Below are 17,190 nucleotides of genomic sequence, written 5' to 3'. Positions count from 1 at the left end.
CGTGCCTCGCCGGACCGGACCGCAAAGATCACGTAAACGGACTTCGGGGCCGGGGCCGGGGCCTCAGGGGTTGAGGCCCTTCCCCCGCAGCCACGCCATCGGGTCGATGGCGGTGGCCTGGCCGTCAGGGTGGACCTCCAGGTGCAGGTGGGGGCCGGTGACGTTGCCGGTGGCGCCCACGCGGCCGATGACGTCGCCCGTGTTCACCTTCTGCCCGACCGAGACGCTGATCGACGACTGGTGGCAGAACCACAGCTCGGTGCCGTCGTCGAGGGTGAGGATCGTGCGGTAGCCGTAGGACCCGGCCCAGCCGGCCTCGGTGATGGTGCCGCTGTGGATCGCCTTGATCAGGGTGCCGGTGGGCGCGGCGAAGTCGAGGCCGGTGTGGTAGCCGGAGGACCACATGGAGCCGGCCTGACCGAAGGTGGAGGTGATGGTGTAGGAGGAGGTCGGCAGCGTGTACTGCTTGGCCAGCTCCGCCAGCCGCTCCGCCTCGGCCTTCCTCCTGGCCTCCTCCTCCGCCTTCTGCTTCTCGGCGGCGGCCTTGGCCTCGGCCTCCTTCTGCGCCTTGGCGGCGGCCTCCTGGGCCTTCTTGGCGGCGGCGGCCTCGGCGGCCTCCTGGGCCTTGGTCTCGACCTGGGCCTCCTGCTGCTCGGCCTGGGCCATGATGCGGTTGCGCAGGGCCTCGCCCGCGTCGGAGCTGCCCTGCCCGGTCTCGGCGGAGCTCACGCCGACGTCGCTGAGCACGGTCGCGGAACCCTGGGGGGCGTCGTCGTGGGCGGAGTCGTGGAACAGGGAGCCCACGGCGGGCAGGGACTCCACGGAGGGCAGGTCGGGCAGGGAGATGGAGACCGGGGGCTTGCCGGTGTTGGCGCTGGCCATGCCGCCCGCGCCGACGGCGGCTATGACGCCCACGCCGAGCACGGTGGAGCTGCGGGCGAGCCCGCCGCCGCGCTGCTTGGCGACGCGGTGCCGGCCGCGCACCGGGCGGAGGGAGTCCTCGGTGGGGTTCCACTCCTCCCAGGGGCCCTCGTCGGGGCGCCGACCGCCGTATCCGAAGGTCTCGGTGCGCTGGTTCGGCACGAACGGGGCTTCTGGTGCGGGCCGGTTGGACGCCACTCGGGCGTGCTCCTTTCCTTCCGTCTCGCCTACCGGGTTAGCTGACGGGTTCGGAGCGGGAAGGTCTCCTACGCGCGTCAACCAGCCGTATCGTCACGGTGGATGAGGCGCGATTCACCCCAAGTTGGTGGTTCCCCGGTTCCCTCGCGGGATTCGGCGCGTGCGCACGGAGCCGCCTCTTGTGACGGCTGGGACGACCGCGCTGCGTTATCGAACGTTAATAGACGGGAGGGCTCGATTCCAAGCCGTCCGGCTTGATCCTTAAACCTTTTTGACCAGGACTTTTGGCCCAGGAGTACTGAAAAACGGGCGAGTTGCCTGCATCGCAGGAGTCACAGAGGTTTTGATGGTGTCTCAGATGTTATGCGGAGGGGGATCGTCCGTTCACTGCGCGTGATGGTCATCAGCGGGGGCACGATGCATACGCGATCGACGCGGACTCCCCGAGCAGATCCGGGACCGGAAGCACTCAGGACCGAAAACGCTCAGGGCCGGAATCCATTCGGATTCCGGCCCTGAGCCTTCAGTAGCGGGGACAGGATTTGAACCTGCGACCTCTGGGTTATGAGCCCAGCGAGCTACCGAGCTGCTCCACCCCGCGTCGGTATGACACCAGTGTACGCCATCCACGAGGCAGCTCGCGCACCCCTTGGTCCGGCCGTTCGTCGGGCCCCCGTCAGCGCCTCTCCTCCGCCCTGGCCAGGGCCTCGCCTCCCAGGTGCCGGTTCGGCTCCTGGGCCAGGCCCTCGAACTCGGGCAGTACGACGACGTCCGCCCCGGCGTCCAGGAGCACCGCGGCCCCGTTGGCGGCCTCGACGAACGTGTCCGGTTCCCGCCAGGCGGTGACGACCCGCCGTACTCCCGCGTCCAGAATCAGCCGGGCGCACGGGCGCGGCCGGGAGGCGCGTCGGGCGCACGGTTCCAGGCTGCTGTACACCGTGGCTGCCGGCAGCCGCGGGTCCGCCGGATCGATCTTGGCCAGCGCCGCCTCCTCCGCGTGCACGACCGGGTCGCCGCCCTCCCGCGAGTGGCCCCGGGCGAGCTCGGTGCCGTCGGCGGCGACGACGACCGCGCCCACGCTGAACGCGGTCCGCGACGGCGGGCACTGCGCCGCCAGCTCGCAGGCGATCCTGAGCCAGTGCCGGTCCGCGGGGGCGGCCTCGGCCCCGGTGCCGGGCGCGGTCGGCTCGTAGCGCATGAGGACGACGTCCCCGATGGCCCGCGTCTCCACCAGCCGCAGCCGCCCGCCCGGGTACGCGCCGGGGCCGAACAGCCGAGGGGCCCGCGGGTCCCCGACGAACAGCGGGGCCAGGACGAGCTGCACCTCGTCGGCGAGCCGCCGCTGGAGCAGCTGGGTGTGCACCGTCCCGCCGCCCTCGACCATCAGCCGGCGCACCCCGCGCACGTCGTGCAGGTGCTCCAGCAGCAGCCGCCAGTCGAGCTCGTCCCCCAGGGGCACGATGTCGACGGCGTGGGCGGCGATGCCGGTCTCGCGCAGCCGCTGGGCGCCCTTGTCGGTCGAGTAGACGATCTTCTCCCCGCCCGTGTGCCAGAAGCGCGCGTCCGGGGCCAGCTCGCCGGAGGCGCTGACCGTGACCTTCAGCGGGTACTCCGGCTGCCCGGCGGCGACTCGGGCGGCACGCCGCTCGGGCGAGTTGACCAGCAGCCGCGGGTTGTCGGCACGCAGGGTGCCGGCCCCGACCAGGATCGCGTCGACCGACGCCCGTACCTCGTCGACCCGGTCGAAGTCGGCGGGGCTGGACAGCAGGAGGCGATCGGGGCCGGTGTCGTCCAGGTAGCCGTCCAGGGAGACGGCGGCGGACAACAGCACGTACGGAAGGGGCATCGGCGCACTCTCTCTCGGAGACCGGCAGTCTCACACGACCGACCCGGAGACCGGCAGTCTCACACGACCGGCCGCCGCCCCGACCGAAACCCCGGCATGCCGCACCGGCACCGTCTGTGGATCAGGACAGGTCGCGGGTGCGGGGGCCGGCGTACTCGGGTGTCGGTGACGTGGCCGAGCCGGTCGACGTCGTCGGTCTCCCACAGGGCGATGTGGGTCATGAAGTGGCCGGGGCGGCGCCGTGCCGGTGCTCCTCGCCAGGCGCGGTCCCATGCCCGACGAGATCACGCTGCGCCCGGTGACCGCCGACGATCTCGACCTGTTCGAGCGCGGGTTCGACGGGCCGGAGGGGACCGGCCCGTACCAGTGGTTCGGCTTCGCTTCATCGGCCGGCCTGCGCCGGCAGTCCGCGGAGAACGGCCTGCTCGGCGCCGACGGCGGCGTGCTTTCCGTGGCGGAGGCGGGGTCGGACGGTGGGCCGGGTCGAGTGGTTCGCCGGCACCTGGGGGCGGCCGCCACCTCCACCTGCTGGACGCCGACGATCGGCCTGGTGCCGGCCGCGCGCGGCCGCGGCACAGGCACCTGGGCCGAGCGACTTCCGGCCGAGTACCTCTTCGACCACACCAGGGCCGAACGGCTCCGGGCCTGGACGGACTGCGTGCGCCAACCTGGCCGAGCAGCGTGCGTTGGAGAAGGCGGGCTTCGTCAGGAAGGGCGTGCTGCGCTCGGCGCAGTGGCGCGACGGCCGGTGGCACGATCAGGTGATCTTCTCCATGCTCGGGTACGCCTCGGCAGCGGCCGTTGTCCGGCGTCGGGGTTGCGCCCGGCGGGCGACGCCCATCGACACGGCGGCCCCGACTGCCGGCGCGGCTGCGAGCATGCGGCGGCGTGTCATTCCTTCGCGGCTCGTGAACGGCGTGGTGGTCACGGACCCTCCCTGGGCTCTGGGCAGCAGTGAGCTACGCGCGGTGCCTGGGCCCGTCGGCCCAGGCGGCACGGTTCCGGTCTTGATCGGCTCAGTGGCTCGGCGGAGTGCGGCCGTCACGCGGCGCGGACATGAGGTAGGCGAGCACGGCCAGCACGCGGCGGTTGTCGTCGTCGGAGGGGGCCAGCTCCAGCTTGGTGAAGATGCTGGTGCTGTGCTTGGACACAGCCTTCTCGCTGACGAAGAGCCGGTTCGCGATGGCACTGTTGGAGCGCCCCTCGGCCATGAGCTCCAGCACCTGCCGTTCCCGCTCGGTAAGACTGGCCAGGGGTTCGCGTTCGACGCGGCTGCGACGGCCGAGCAGCTTGGTGACCACTTCGGGATCCATGACCGTGCCGCCCGCGGCGACCGTACGGATCACGTCGACGAACTGGTCGTCGCTGAACACCCGGTCCTTGAGCAGGTGACCGACCCCTCCGGCCCGGTCGGCGAGCAGCTCCTGGGCGTAGATCTGCTCGACGTACTGCGAGAGCAGCAGAATCGGCAGGCCCGGGATCTGTTCGCGGGCGGACAGCGCCGCACGGAGCCCGTCGTCGGTGTGGGTGGGCGGCAGCCTGATGTCCACGATCGCGAGGTCCGGCCGGAACTCCAGCAGCGCGCCGAGCAGGCCCGGCGCGCTGTCGGTGGCCGCCACGATCTCGAACCCACGCGCCTTGAGGAGCCTGACCAGTCCCTCCCGGAGCAGGAAGAGATCTTCCGCGACGACTACGCGCACGGCACCTCCATGATCACGATCGTCGGCCCACCGGGCGGGCTGCTGACCGCCAGGATCCCGTCGAAGGCCGCCAGCCGTCGCTCCACCCCGGACAACCCGGTGCCCCCGGCGGGATCCGCGCCGCCCACGCCGTCGTCGACGACCTCGATGCGCAGCAGGCCGTCGGCCCGGGCCATGCGGATCTGAAGACGTGGTGCTTCCACCCCGGTGCGGCCGCGGAGCACGCGCGCTGTGGCTTCCTGGTCATGCGCGAGGGGCATCGCGACGCCGGCTGCGGTGAATGCGGCCACGGCCGGGAAGCGTCGGCGTTCGACGTCGGCACGGACCGGGTCGGTTTGCGGCGAGGACGGGATCAGCCTGCCCGGTCGGAGCCCCGCCGACTCGTCGGTCTGGAGGGCCGGGTCTCGCCAGTTTCCAAGGGCCCCGGCCAGCCGAAGCCGACCAGAGCTCTTCTTCGCAGGTCAGGGGGGTGAACCCCTCCCCCGCAGTCGTAGGCCCTGTGGGACTCGAACCCACGACCAATGGATTGAAAGTCCTGGCCAGGGTGTGCCAAGTGGGTCCGGACGGTTCTTCGACGTTCCGACTCACGCCGCCATACCCGGCGGGCGCAGCGAAAGGACTGCCCGGCTGGTAGGGGACATGCAGGAGGGCGATGTCAGGAGAGCCAGTCGGTGTAGCGGGTGGGGGCGAGGTGGGCGTTCCTGTCGGTGAGGACGTCGCCCTTGACGACGGCGAACATGCCGGCGGTGGGGTCGGTGACGACGGTGCGGTTGTCGCCCTTGTGGGACAGGGTGATCCGGCCCAGCTCGTCCAGGGTGAAGACCTCGGGGCCGGCGATGTTGCGGATGCCGTTCAGCGGAGCGCCGGCGGCGACCTCCGCCACCGCGTCGGCCACGTCCTTGGAGGCGATGGGCTGGATGGGCGTGGCGGGCAGCCGGACGGTGTCGGCGTCGGCGGTCCAGGACATGGCCGCGTCCATGAACTCCATGAACTGCGTCGCCCGGACGATCGAGTAGGGGATGGGGCCGGCCGCGAGGATCGTCTCCTGGAGCGCCTTGGCGCGGTAGTAGTCCAGCTCCGGCACCTGGTCCACGCCGACGATCGAGAGGATGACGAAGTGGCCGACGCCGCTCTTGCGGGCTGCGGCCAGGAGGTTGTCCATCGAGGTCTGGAAGAAGGCCAGGGAGGCGTCGTCGAAGGTCGGGGAGTTCGTCAGGTTGACGACGACGTCGGCTCCCGCCACCGCCCCGTCCAGGCCCTGGCCACTGATGATGTCGACTCCGGTGGACTTCGAGTGTGGTACCGCCTGGTGTCCGGCGGTGTTCAGGTTCTTGACGACCTGCGATCCGATCAGTCCGGTACCGCCGATGACTGCGATCTTCATGACATGCCTTTCGTCTGTATTACGTGCGCAATATCGCATATGGACCGCTATGTGGATGTGGCATCGAACGGTCGTTGCCCGACCGAGTAGGGGCGAGCGTCAGAGACCGTCGACGAACGTGACCGTCTCGTCGAGCGGCGCCCGGCCCATCCGGGCGTCACCCGCTGTGACGTCTTCGAACCCGATGGACATGCCGCAGAAGAGGACGAGCCCATCCGGGGGCGACAGGACTTCCGCGACGGTCTTGTGGTACTTCGCCCAGGCCATCTGCGTGCAACTGTGCAACCCTTCGGCGCGGAGCAGCAGCATGACGGTCTGCAGATACATGCCGACGTCGGCCCACTGGGGCGAACCCATGTCCTTGTCGATGTAGCAGAACAGGGCAGCGGGCGCGCCGAAGCAGTCCCAGTTCGCGGCGGCCGCCCGCTGGCGCGCCTCCAGGTCCTCACGCGCGATGCCGAGCGCGCCGTAGCGCTGCTCGCCGAAGGCGGACCGGCGCTCGCGGTACGGAGACTTCAGTTCGGGCGGGTACATCTCGTACTCCGGAGCGTCCCAGGGGTCACCCGACGCCAGGCGCTCGCCGGCACGTTTCTTGAGTTCGGCCAGCGGTGCGCCGGTCAGCACGTAGGTGTGCCACGGCTGGATGTTCGATCCGGACGGCGCCCAGGCCGCGGCGGACAGCGCCCGCTCCAGCGTTCCGCTGGGCACGGGCCGGCCGGTGAACGCACGCACCGCCCGTCGGCTCGTCACCGCCTCATAGACGTCCATGACCGGCCGCCTCCATCTGCTCAACGGGTCTGTCTTCGTTACACTCAAAATGGTATCACTCGATACCGTATCGAGTGCGACTATCTCGATGCATGAATCCCCGCCCTCGGCCCTGCCTCGGGCACTGCACCTTGGAGAAAATCCATGACCACGCTGCTGCACATCGACTCGTCCGTATTTCACGGCGAGGCGTCCTCGTCCCGTTCGGTCACGGCCGCCTTCCGAAAGACCTGGGAGGAGCAGCACCCCGAGGGCACGGTGATCTACCGCGACCTCGCCGCCGACCCTGTCCCGCACATGACCGCCGGAGCCTGGTCCGCCGGTTATGCCGCCCCGTCCGAGCGCACCCCGGAGCAGTCCGCCGCGTTCGCCACGCGCGTGAGGCTCATCGAGGAGCTGGAGCAGGCGGACGCCGTTCTGATCGGCGCCCCCATGTACAACTTCTCGATTCCCTCGACCCTCAAGGCGTGGCTGGACAGCGTGCTTCTGCTCGGCCGCACCGCGGGCGAGACCCCCTCCGCCCAGGGCACCCCGGTTGTCGTCGTCGCCAGCCGCGGCGGGTCCTACGCTCCGGGCACCCCGCGCGAGGGCTACGAGTTCGTACAGAACTACCTGGAGGCAGTCCTCAAGAACACCCTCGGACTGGACCTCGACTTCATCGTCCCGGAACTCACCATGGCCCCCCGCAACCCGGCCATGTCAGACCTGGTCCCCCTCTACGAGGCTTCCCGTAGGCGCGCCTTCGAGGACGCGACCACCAAGGCCAAGGAGCTCACGGAGCGCCTCGCCGCGTGACCCGCCCGCCCGTGGACGCCGTGTGGCACCCTGCCCAGGAGGTCACACGGCGTCCTCGGCGCTTGCGCCCTCTCAGACGAGAGTGAAGCCCGGCCGACCGCCGCCGGGGGCAGGCTCGCGGCGGCGGCTCCAGCCCTCAAGGCCGGGTTCGCCGCGGAAAGCCGCATGAGACCAAGCCTGCCGACGCGGCCGGCAAGCGGTGCGCCCGCGCGCTCACGCCTCGCCGTCTGCCGGATGAGCAAGCCGGGTCAGCAGTTCCGTCAGCTTCTCGGGCTCGCCGGGCCCCAGTTCTGCAACCAGACGCTCAGCCGGCGACTCCGCCGCCACATGGACCGCGTCGAAGAGCTCCAGCCCCTGAGGGGTGATCTCCACTGCCCGCACCCGCCGGTCGCCCGGAACGGCCTTGCGTACGGCCAGGCCCTTCCGCTCCAGGTCGTCCACGACCCGCATGATTCCCGCCTTGTCCGACCCTGTCGCCGCCACCAGGTCCCGCTGCACCGTGGGCCCGTGATTGACCAGCTCGATCAGCACCGCGAAATGCCGCAACTCGATGCCGAGCGGCCGGAGCGCCTCCCCCATCACCGCGGCCGCGCGCCAGTGCGCCCGGCGCAGCAGCAGGCCGAGAGCGAAAGGCGACGGATCCCCGGGGCGGTCGGTCGCATGCGAGGCGGTGGTGCGGTGAGGAACGTCGGCGGCCATGCGGCCAGACTACTTCATTCGATACGGTATCGCCTGATACTAAATGGCTTTGTCCGCTGCGGTCCGGTCGGTATCGGAGTGCGATATCCACAGCCTCAGCACTGTCATGGACGCGAAGGTGGGCGGCAGGACTTTGGCTGGTCGTCAGTGTTCGGCTGAGCCACGATCCGTGTCCCTTCGTCCGCCGGCTGCACAGTCGCTCACGCACCGCTCACGCACGCGCACCGGGACCTCGAAGGGCCCCGGCCAGCCGAAGCTGACCAGGGCCCTTCTTCGCAGGTCAGAGGGGGTGAACCCCTCCCCCGCAGTCGTAGGCCCTGTGGGACTCGAACCCACAACCAATGGATTAAAAGTCCACTGCTCTGCCAATTGAGCTAAGGGCCCAGGCGATGTTGCCTCCCCGAGCATAGCCGGAGGAGGCCGAGTCTCCGATCGGGTATCGCGGGAGCCGGGCCGTAAGTGTGGCGTACGGGCGGTGGGGGGCGCTCTGCGGGGGGCTGAGGTCCGGAGTCAGGGAGATCAGGGGTCGGCCGGTTCCGGGGCGTCGGCGTGGGCGGCTTCCCGGGCCTGGGTGCGGGTGTGGGCCGGGTTGAGGAACCAGTGGCGGGCCGAGGCGAGCCACCAGGTGGCGGCGAAGCCGAGGACGACCAGGACGGCGACCGGGGCGTAGTTGAAGGTCTCCCGGGTGACCGGGGAGACCTGGGGGAGCATGAAGAGGAGTGTGATCGCGCCGACCCAGGTCACCGACACGATCCCGATCGTCTGCGACCAGCGGCCCAGGTGCCAGGGTCCGCGTTCGAAGGTGTCGCCCTTGCGCACGCGCAGCAGGGTCGGGATGACGTAGGCGATGTAGAGGCCGATCACCGCGATGGAGGTCACGGCGGCGTAGGCGGTGACGTTGATCAAGTAGGGCAGCCCCAGGACCAGGGCGCCCAGCGCGGCCAGCCACACCGCCGCCACCGGCGTACGGGTGCGCGGGCTCACCGTGTGCCACACGTGGGAGAAGGGCAGCGCGCCGTCGCGGGAAAAGGCGTAGATCATGCGGCTGTTGGCCGTCACCGAGGCCATGCCGCAGAACAGCTGCGCCCCGATGACCACCAGGAGCAGCAGCTTGCCGGCCGTCGCCCCGAGGGCGTCCAGGAGGATCTGGGCGGGCGGGGCTCCGGTCGGGGAGGCGAGTTCACGGCCGTAGTCCTGGATGGCGTAGGTGAAGCCGAGCAGGAGGACGAAGCCGGCGATCCAGGACGTCCAGATGGAGCGGACGATGCCCTTCGGGCCGGCCGTGGAGGCGTCGTGGGTCTCCTCGGTCATGTGGGCGGAGGCGTCGTAGCCGGTGAAGGTGTACTGGGCCATCAGGAGGCCCAGGAGGACGACGTACGGGCCGCTGCCCCAGCCGGTGTTGTTCACGAACTCCGTGAAGACGAACGACGTCGGCTGGTGGTGGTCCGGTACGAAGGCCAGCGCGGCGACGATCACGGCCACGCCCAGTACGTGCCACCACACGCTGACGCTGTTGAGGAAGGCCACGATGCGCACGCCGAAGGTGTTCAGCAGTCCGTGCAGCACCAGGATCGCCGCGAAGAGCAGGATCGTCCGGCCCGGGGTCACCTCGAAGCCGAACTGGAGGTTCAGATAGGCGCCCAGGAAGGACGCGGCGCCGAAGTCGATGCCCGCCGTCACCGCCACCTGGCCCAGCACGTTGAACCAGCCCGTGAACCAGGCCCAGGCAGCGGCCGAGCGCGGTGGCGCCAGCCGGTGGGCCCAGAAGTACAGGCCCGCCGAGGTCGGGTACGCCGAGCAGATCTCGGCCATCGACAGGCCGACGAACAGCGTCATCAGGCCGACGGCCACCCAGCCCCAGGTGATCACGGCGGGGCCGCCGGTGTTCATGCCGAAGAGGTAGAGGGTCAGGCAGCCGGAGAGCACCGAGATGATCGTGAAGGAGACCGCGTAGTTGGCGAACGCCGACATGCGGCGGGCCAGGACCTGGGTATAGCCGAGCTGGGCCAGCCGCTCCTCGTCCGACAGCCCGCCCTTCCCGCTCGTTCCGCGCGCCGCGCCGGTGTCATCTGTCATGCCCCCAGCAATTCCCTTGCCGGTGGTGTGACATGCATCACTGGGCAACGAAAAGGGCCCGCACGACATCGGTCGTGCGGGCCCTCACGTTCACCCTGTGTCAGCCGTTGCGCTTCCAGCGCGGCTTGTCCTCGCGGCGGCCGAAGGAGCCGCCGCCACGGTGGTCGTCACGGCGGCCGTACGGACGCTCGTGGCCACCCGAGCGGAAGCCGGGGCGGTCGCCCTGGCGGTCGCGGTTGAACGGACGGTCGCTGCCACGGTGACCGCCACGCTCGTCGCGGCGGGCCGGACGGTCGTCCCGGCGGAAACCACCGCGCTCGTCCCGACGGTCGGAGGAGCGGGGGGCGCGGTCACGGTCGCGGTCGCGGTCCCGGTTGAAACCGCCCCGGTCGTCACGGCGGTCGAACGAACGGCCACCACGGTCCCGGTCACGGTCCCGGTCGTCGCGGCGGAAGCCACGGTCGCGGTCACGGTCGAAGGAACGGCCGCCGCGGTCGCCCCGGTCCCCACGGTCGTCCCGGCGGAACCCGCCCCGGTCACCGCGGTCGAAACCACGGTCCCGGTCGCGGTCCCGATCCCGGTCGCGGTCCCGGTTGAAACCGCCCCGGTCGTCACGGCGCTCGAACGAACGGCCACCACGGTCCCGGTCACGGTCCCGGTCGAAGGAACGCTCGCGGTCGAACGTCCGCCCGCCGCGCTCGTCCCGCCGCTCACGACGGTCGTACGACGACGAAGCCGCCGTACGCTCGGCGCGGTCGACGTCCTGCGCCGCCGGCTGCTCCGGCACCGACAGCTCGGCCGCCCGCTCGGCCACCGCCTGCGCCTCGGCCACCACGGCGGCCGGGTCCTCGCCCCGCTCCCGGGCGACCAGGGCCATCAGCCGGTCGGCCTCCTCGCGCAGCTCCGCCGCGCGCCGCTGCACACGCTCCAGCTGCTTGGTGAGGTGGGCGACCTCGCGCTCGGCCTGCTGCGCGGCGTTGCCCGCGGACTCGGCCTGCACCTCGGTCATCGACCGGGCACCGGTGATCTCGGCGACCTCCGGGTCGAAGGCCGCGCCGCCCTGGATGATGTGACGCGAGGCGTCGACGCCCGCGTCCTCCATCAGACGGAAGATCTGGCGCCGCTGGTGCGGCAGCGAGAGCGAGACGACCGTGCCGGTGCGGCCGGCGCGGGCCGTACGGCCGGCGCGGTGCAGGTAGTCCTTGTGGTCACCGGCCGGGTCGACGTTCAGGACCAGGTCGATGCCGTCGACGTGGATGCCGCGCGCGGCGACGTCCGTGGCGACCAGGACGTTGACGTAGCCGTCCTTGAAGTCGGCCAGGGTGCGGGTGCGGGCGCCCTGGGTCATGCCGCCGTGCAGCGCGTCGGCCTTCGCGCCGGCGTCGCGCAGCTGCTCGGCCACGCGGTCGGCGCCGAGCTGGGTGCGCACGAAGATGATGGTGCGGCCCTTGCGGGAGGCGATGGCCGCGGTGACCGGCGCCTTGTCCTTGGGCTTCACGATCAGGATGTGGTGGGACATGGTCGTCACCGCACCCTGGGCGGCGTCGACCTCATGGCTGACCGGGTCGGTCAGGTAGCGGTCGACGAGGGTCTTGATCTCGTTCTCCATCGTCGCGGAGAACAGCATTCGCTGGCCGCCCGCCGGAACCTGGTCCAGCAGCTCGGTCACCTCGGGCAGGAAGCCCAGGTCGGACATCTGGTCGGCCTCGTCGAGTACGGCGATCCGCACGTCCTCCAGCGAGCAGGCGCCGCGGTTGATGATGTCGCGCAGCCGGCCCGGGGTGGCGACGAGGATGTCGACGCCGCGCTCCAGGGCGTAGATCTGGTTGCCCATGGAGGTGCCGCCGCAGACGACCTTCATCTTCAGGCCGAGGACGTCGCCGTAGGGCTGGAGGGCGTCCGCCACCTGCATGGCGAGCTCGCGGGTCGGGGTGAGGATGACGGCGCGCGGCTTGTGCTTCTGGGTGCGGCCGCCGGCCAGCGTGGCCAGGGTCGGCAGACCGAAGGAGAGGGTCTTGCCCGAGCCGGTGCGGCCGCGGCCCAGGATGTCCTTTCCGGCCAGGGCGTCCGGAATGGTCGCGGCCTGGATCGGGAAGGGGGTGGTCACGCCGTTCTGTGCGAGCTTGCGGACGACGCCCTCGGGAAGGCCCAGGTCCGCGAAGGTGACCTCGCGGGCCCCCTCCTTCTCCGCGGCCCCGGCCTGCTGGGCAGCCTCGGCGGCCTCGTGGGTCTCGGGGGCGTCCTCGATGCTCTCGGGCACGACGACGTGATCAGTACTGGCAATGGACATGCGAATGCGAAACCTTCCGGAGTCTCGTCGGCACGCGCCCGTCAACTCCGTGTTTCGCATCACGACCGCCTCGATGCGGTCCGCCACGGCAAGGGAGAGTACGCGCCACACGGCGCGCTCTGCGTGGGCGCCGGGCAAATGGGATCAAACGATCTGCCACCATACGCACCCACTGCCCCTCAAGGCAAACCGGAGGCCGTACCCGCAGGTCAGCGGCCCGGTCAACCCCAGGCCCGGAGACCCGGCCGACCCGAAGGCCAGCGGCTCCACCGGTCAGGAGCCGGCGCCCCGGCCGCCCACAGGCCGACGCCATCACACCCGCCCCGCACATCGGTATTCCCGCCGGCCCTCACGTCAGCCGCACAGCCGCACAGCCGCACAGCCGCACAGCCGCTCAGCCACTCAGCCACTCAGCCGCACAGCCGCACAGCCACTCAGCCGATCAGCCGCTCAGCCGTCCCGGCTCGGGCGCCGGCTCCCGCTGCTCCAGCTGGGTCCCTGTGCCCTCGTGCGCCGAGGACGACGGCTCCGCCACCGTCGGTTCCGGCGAGGCCGGCGGCGGGGGCGACGAGGCCGGGGGCGGCTCCGGCGCGGCGGACGTCTGCGGCGGCGCCGGCACCGGTTCGGTCGGGGTCGGAGCGCCTGGCTTCGGCGGCACCGCGCGCTTGCCGGGCGGTGCGGCGGACGCGCTGCCCGTGGCCGACGGCGAGGCCGACGCGGACGGCGACGCGTCCTTCTTCCCCTTCTCCTGCTCCCCGTGCCCGTGCCTGGCGTCGCCCGCGCCACCGGCGTGTCCCGCCGTACCGCCGGCCACGTCCGTTCCCCCGGCCTGTGCCCCACCGCCGCGCCGGTCCGCGGAGTGCGGCGGCCGGGCCCCGCCGCCGGAGTCCTCCCCCACGCTCACGCAGCCGGCGGCGGCGGTGACGGCGAGAGCCGCGGCGGCGAGTCGGACGGATACAGGCAAGGGGCGCACGGGAAGCCACCTCCGGGAGGAAGAAGTCTCCGTGCCCAACTCCCGTTGCCCGCAAGAGGACACGCGGGCGCGGGCGCCGGCCGCAGGACATGGCCGGCCCCGGTATCCCGGCGCGGCCGGTTCCAGTGCCTCAGCCGTACCCCAGGGCGTGCAGCCGGGCGTCGTCGATGCCGAAGTGGTGGGCGATCTCGTGCACCACGGTCACCTCGGTCTCCTCGACGACGTCCTCGCGGGACTCGCACATCCGCAGCGTCGGCCCCCGGAAGACCGTGATGCGGTCGGGCAGCACACCCGCGTACCACTCACCGCGCTCGGTCAGCGGCGTGCCCTCGTACAGCCCGAGCAACTGGGGGTCGTCGGCGGGCGGTTCGTCCTCGACGAACACCGCGACGTTGTCCATCAGCCGTGTCAGTTCCGGCGGGATCCGGTCGAGAGCCTCGGCGACCAGTTCCTCGAACTCCTCGCGCGTCATCTCCAGCACAGGCCCATTGTCCGGTACCCGACCGGACACGGCCCCACCCGCACACCGGCGCATGTCCCACACGCCCCATCCCCCCGCACCCCGCATATCCGGCGCCGCGCATGGGCATACGCGACCAATGGCCCGCGTCTCCGTCGCAGCCCTGAAGCGGCTGCACCGCACGCACGGCCCACGGAGGGCGGTGCGTTCCCTCACCCTGACCCCAGAGCCGCACCCCTGGCTCCGCGCCCTCGGCTTGGTCACGGTGGTGCTCGCCGGTGCCTGGCTGGGGCTGCTGATCGTCGGCAGCGTACGGGTGCCGGTCGGCCCCATGAACACGACGATGGCCCTGCGCCCCTCCCTGAGCGGCGGCACGAGGATCAACGTCTCCCCGCTCGGCGCCCTGGACCTGGACAGCCATGTGGCCCCGGTCCGCCTGGACGTCAACGTCGACCAGCTCGACCCGGAACGCTCCCAGGCACTGGTCGACCACCCCGAGCGGATATCCGGCCTCCAGGACGAGGTCGTGCACGACGTCGAGCACGGCACCCTCGGCCTGGCCGTACGGTCCTGCGTGGCCGTGGTCTCCGGCGCGACCGCCCTGGGCCTCGCCGTCTACCGCCGCCCGCGCCGCGCCCTGGCGGCCGGCGGCCTGGCGCTGGCCCTGCTCGCCGCGTCCGGGGCGACGGCGTACGCCACCTGGAATCCCAAGTCCGTGCTGGAGCCCAAGTTCTCCGGGCTGCTGTCCTCCGCGCCCTCCCTCGTCGGCAACGCGCGCAGCATCGTCACCGAGTTCGACGTCTACCAGAAGGAGCTGGCGCGCCTGGTGACGAACGTGACCAAGCTCTACGACGTCACCTCCACGCTCCCCGCCTACCAGCCGGACCCGACGACCATCCGCGTCCTGCACGTGTCCGACATCCACCTCAACCCGGCGAGCTGGAAGATCATCGCCTCGCTGGTGGAGCAGTACAAGGTGGATGTGATCGTCGACTCCGGCGACACGATGGACCACGGCACGGCGGCGGAGAACGGCTTCCTGGACCCGGTGAAGGACCTGGGCGTGCCGTACGTCTGGGTGCGCGGCAACCACGACTCGATGACCACCCAGCGCTACCTGGAGCGCATGAAGAACGTGCACGTCCTGGACGACGGCCGCGCCGAGACGGTCGCGGGCCTGCGCTTCGCCGGCACCGGCGACCCCCAGTTCACCCCCGACCGCTCCGCGGTGCCCGGCGGCGACGCGGCGGAGCAGATGGCGGGCACCCGTCTGGCGTCGGCGCTGCGCGAGCAGCAGGCCAGGGGCACTCCGGTCGACGTCGCCGTCGCCCACGAGCCGTCGGCGGCCCGCGAGACGGACGGCACGGTGCCGCTGGTCCTGTGCGGCCATCTGCACCACGAGGACACGGAGGTCATGAAGTACGGCACCCGGCTGCGCATGGAGGGTTCGACGGGCGGCAGCGGGCTGCGGGCGGTCGAACACGAATACCCGGCCCCGATCGAGGCGTCGATCCTCTACTTCGACCGCGACAACCACCGCCTCCAGGCCTGGGACGCGATCAAGCTGGGCGGCCTGGGCCAGACGACGGCCGAGGTCAGCCGCCACCTGCCCGAGGAGAACCAACCCTGAGCGACGCATCTTTTCGGTTTGGTCGCACCCCGAAACCCGTAGTACAGTCTCGTCGTGCCCAAGGGCAGCGGTCAGGGCTTGACCGTCCCGACCCCCGTCAGGGGCAAGGGAGAAGCGGAACCTCTCGGGGGGAAGCGGAGTCACATGCTTCTGACGTCCCACCGGGGCGGATCCTGAAGCAGCAGTACCGGTAGTCCGCCCTCATCGTCTAGCGGCCCAGGACGCCGCCCTTTCAAGGCGGTAGCACGGGTTCGAATCCCGTTGGGGGCACGCAATACCGTGTGCAACAATGTTGCACACAACCACATGGTCCTGTGGAGCAGTTTGGAGTGCTCGCCACCCTGTCAAGGTGGAGGCCGCGGGTTCAAATCCCGTCAGGACCGCTGAGGTTTCACGTGAAACCTCGTGGCTGGGTAGCTCAGTTGGTACGAGCGTCCGCCTGAAAAGCGGAAGGTCGCCGGTTCGACCCCGGCCCCAGCCACAACCGCCCTGACCAGGGCATAAGCCCCTCTCCGGCACTCACGGAGAGGGGCTTACTCGTGCCGCCGTACCGGACGCGCGGCGTCGCCGCCGGATCGAGGAGCCAGCAGGCGTGAAGGCCCTGAACAGCATCGATCGGACGTTACCGACCGACCCGCGCCCGGAGCGGGTCTGGTACACGTCCTACGGCTCGAACATGCATCTCGACCGGCTCGCCTTCTACATCCGGGGCGGCAGACCGCCGGGATCCGCACGGACGTATCCGGGGTGCCGCGACCCCCGGATGCCCTCCCGGTCGATCCCGGTGGAACTGACCGGCGCCCTGTACTTCGCCACCGAGTCAGCGGTGTGGGGAGGCGGCAGGGCTTTCTACGACCCGCGTGCCGACGGCCGGGTCATGGCACGGGCCCACCTGCTGTCGACCGAGCAGTTCTGCGACATCGCGGCTCAGGAGATGTACCGCGAGCCCGGCGCGGGTCTCGACCTGGGCGAGGTGCTCGCCCACGGCCGGGCCGTGCTGGGCCCGGGCCGCTACGAGACCCTCGTCTGCGCCGGCCAGGTGGACGGCCTGCCCGTCCTCACCTTCACCGCGCCCTGGGGCATGAACGACGTGCGCTCGAACCCGCCGTCTGCCGCCTACGTCCGTTTCCTGGCCGGGGGCCTGCTGGCGGCCGGCGCCTGGGACGCGGAGGCGATCGCCTCCTACATCGCCGCCTGCCCCGGCGCCGTAGGCCACTGGTCCGAGGAGGCCGTCACGGACCTGCTGCGAGCGGATCCGCACGACCTCTGAGACACGACCTTTGAGGCACGATCTGTGCGGCACGATCTGTGCGGCACGATCTGTGCGGCACAGCCTGTGGGAGGGCCGCTCGGGCCGGACAGAGCCGGCCGAGTCGGTCCGTGTACGGTCCACCGGACGCCGCGGTCAAATCATTCGCGCGCGATTTCCCCGAGGTGAGATCCTGGATCG

Annotated in this window: 15 protein-coding genes, 5 tRNA genes and 1 riboswitch; of the genes, 7 read left to right on the top strand and 13 right to left on the bottom strand. The window is 71.0% G+C overall.

The genetic code is table 11. The features are described 5' to 3' along the window. Positions 1 to 63: 63 nt before the first annotated feature. From R2S09_RS02650 to R2S09_RS02640, 3 genes are all read right to left on the bottom strand, one after another. A complete protein-coding gene (locus R2S09_RS02650; protein WP_316739558.1) occupies positions 64 to 1,119 on the bottom strand; it encodes a M23 family metallopeptidase in 1,056 nt (351 codons plus the stop codon). Between the two features lie 11 nt (positions 1,120 to 1,130). Then, positions 1,131 to 1,288: riboswitch (cyclic di-AMP (ydaO/yuaA leader) on the bottom strand. Between the two features lie 358 nt (positions 1,289 to 1,646). Further along, positions 1,647 to 1,720, bottom strand: a tRNA-Met gene (locus R2S09_RS02645). Between the two features lie 75 nt (positions 1,721 to 1,795). Beyond that, a complete protein-coding gene (locus R2S09_RS02640; protein WP_316739556.1) occupies positions 1,796 to 2,965 on the bottom strand; it encodes a dihydrofolate reductase family protein in 1,170 nt (389 codons plus the stop codon). 271 nt (positions 2,966 to 3,236) lie between these two features. Between R2S09_RS02640 and R2S09_RS02635 the strand changes: the two genes are divergently transcribed. Then, positions 3,237 to 3,923 carry a hypothetical protein gene (locus R2S09_RS02635; RefSeq protein ID WP_316739554.1) on the top strand — a complete coding sequence of 229 codons (687 nt, stop codon included), beginning with the start codon at positions 3,237 to 3,239 and terminating at the stop codon, positions 3,921 to 3,923. Between the two features lie 58 nt (positions 3,924 to 3,981). On the opposite strand, the gene R2S09_RS02630 is transcribed toward R2S09_RS02635, so the two are convergent. The 4 genes from R2S09_RS02630 to R2S09_RS02615 all read right to left on the bottom strand — a co-directional run bounded on the left by R2S09_RS02630 (position 3,982) and on the right by R2S09_RS02615 (position 6,817). After that, positions 3,982 to 4,665: a response regulator transcription factor gene (locus R2S09_RS02630; RefSeq protein WP_306190571.1), complete on the bottom strand. Its 684-nt coding sequence runs from the start codon at positions 4,663 to 4,665 to the stop codon at positions 3,982 to 3,984. Beyond that, on the bottom strand, positions 4,656 to 4,955 hold the full coding sequence (locus R2S09_RS02625) for a hypothetical protein (protein WP_316739552.1): 300 nt from the start codon (positions 4,953 to 4,955) through the stop codon (positions 4,656 to 4,658). The genes R2S09_RS02630 and R2S09_RS02625 overlap by 10 nt, the downstream gene beginning before the upstream one ends. 365 nt (positions 4,956 to 5,320) lie before the next feature. Further along, the gene (locus R2S09_RS02620) at positions 5,321 to 6,049 is read right to left on the bottom strand and encodes an SDR family oxidoreductase (RefSeq protein ID WP_306190572.1); all 729 of its coding nucleotides are present in this window, start codon (positions 6,047 to 6,049) and stop codon (positions 5,321 to 5,323) included. Positions 6,050 to 6,148: 99 nt separating this feature from the next. Beyond that, positions 6,149 to 6,817, bottom strand: coding sequence for a nitroreductase (locus tag R2S09_RS02615; protein ID WP_306190573.1), 669 nt, complete (start codon positions 6,815 to 6,817; stop codon positions 6,149 to 6,151). A gap of 144 nt (positions 6,818 to 6,961) precedes the next feature. Here R2S09_RS02615 and R2S09_RS02610 point away from each other — a divergent pair, with 144 nt between their 5' ends. Further along, positions 6,962 to 7,612, top strand: a complete 651-nt coding sequence (locus R2S09_RS02610) for an FMN-dependent NADH-azoreductase (RefSeq protein ID WP_306190574.1) — start codon at positions 6,962 to 6,964, stop codon at positions 7,610 to 7,612. 213 nt (positions 7,613 to 7,825) lie between these two features. Here the strand turns inward: R2S09_RS02610 and R2S09_RS02605 are convergent, their stop codons facing one another. The 6 genes from R2S09_RS02605 to R2S09_RS02580 form a co-directional block, all read right to left on the bottom strand. Then, the gene (locus R2S09_RS02605; protein WP_316739548.1) at positions 7,826 to 8,311 is read right to left on the bottom strand and encodes a MarR family winged helix-turn-helix transcriptional regulator; all 486 of its coding nucleotides are present in this window, start codon (positions 8,309 to 8,311) and stop codon (positions 7,826 to 7,828) included. A 311-nt stretch (positions 8,312 to 8,622) separates the two neighbouring features. After that, a tRNA-Lys gene (locus R2S09_RS02600) sits at positions 8,623 to 8,695 on the bottom strand. Between the two features lie 135 nt (positions 8,696 to 8,830). Continuing rightward, positions 8,831 to 10,387, bottom strand: coding sequence for an amino acid permease (locus R2S09_RS02595; protein ID WP_316739546.1), 1,557 nt, complete (start codon positions 10,385 to 10,387; stop codon positions 8,831 to 8,833). Positions 10,388 to 10,487: 100 nt separating this feature from the next. Next, a complete protein-coding gene (locus tag R2S09_RS02590) occupies positions 10,488 to 12,677 on the bottom strand; it encodes a DEAD/DEAH box helicase (RefSeq protein WP_316739544.1) in 2,190 nt (729 codons plus the stop codon). A gap of 442 nt (positions 12,678 to 13,119) precedes the next feature. After that, the gene (locus R2S09_RS02585; RefSeq protein WP_316739542.1) at positions 13,120 to 13,650 is read right to left on the bottom strand and encodes a hypothetical protein; all 531 of its coding nucleotides are present in this window, start codon (positions 13,648 to 13,650) and stop codon (positions 13,120 to 13,122) included. Between the two features lie 130 nt (positions 13,651 to 13,780). Then, complete coding sequence (locus R2S09_RS02580) at positions 13,781 to 14,131, bottom strand: metallopeptidase family protein (protein ID WP_306190579.1); 351 nt, start codon at positions 14,129 to 14,131, stop codon at positions 13,781 to 13,783. 118 nt (positions 14,132 to 14,249) lie between these two features. Between R2S09_RS02580 and R2S09_RS02575 the strand changes: the two genes are divergently transcribed. The 5 genes from R2S09_RS02575 to R2S09_RS02555 all read left to right on the top strand — a co-directional run bounded on the left by R2S09_RS02575 (position 14,250) and on the right by R2S09_RS02555 (position 17,010). Continuing rightward, entirely contained in the window at positions 14,250 to 15,740 is a 1,491-nt protein-coding gene (locus R2S09_RS02575) for a metallophosphoesterase (RefSeq protein ID WP_316739539.1), read from the top strand. A gap of 197 nt (positions 15,741 to 15,937) precedes the next feature. Next, positions 15,938 to 16,010: transfer RNA gene (locus R2S09_RS02570), tRNA-Glu, on the top strand. 38 nt (positions 16,011 to 16,048) lie between these two features. Next, a tRNA-Asp gene (locus R2S09_RS02565) sits at positions 16,049 to 16,123 on the top strand. A gap of 24 nt (positions 16,124 to 16,147) precedes the next feature. Beyond that, positions 16,148 to 16,221, top strand: a tRNA-Phe gene (locus R2S09_RS02560). A 111-nt stretch (positions 16,222 to 16,332) separates the two neighbouring features. Then, positions 16,333 to 17,010 carry a histone deacetylase gene (locus R2S09_RS02555; RefSeq protein ID WP_316739537.1) on the top strand — a complete coding sequence of 226 codons (678 nt, stop codon included), beginning with the start codon at positions 16,333 to 16,335 and terminating at the stop codon, positions 17,008 to 17,010. Positions 17,011 to 17,190: the final 180 nt, after the last annotated feature.

This window comes from Streptomyces sp. MK7, assembly GCF_032658145.1.
Classification (GTDB): domain Bacteria; phylum Actinomycetota; class Actinomycetes; order Streptomycetales; family Streptomycetaceae; genus Streptomyces; species Streptomyces spiralis.
The sequence above is the reverse complement of the archived record's forward strand: the minus strand, read 5'-3'. Positions and strand labels throughout refer to the sequence as shown.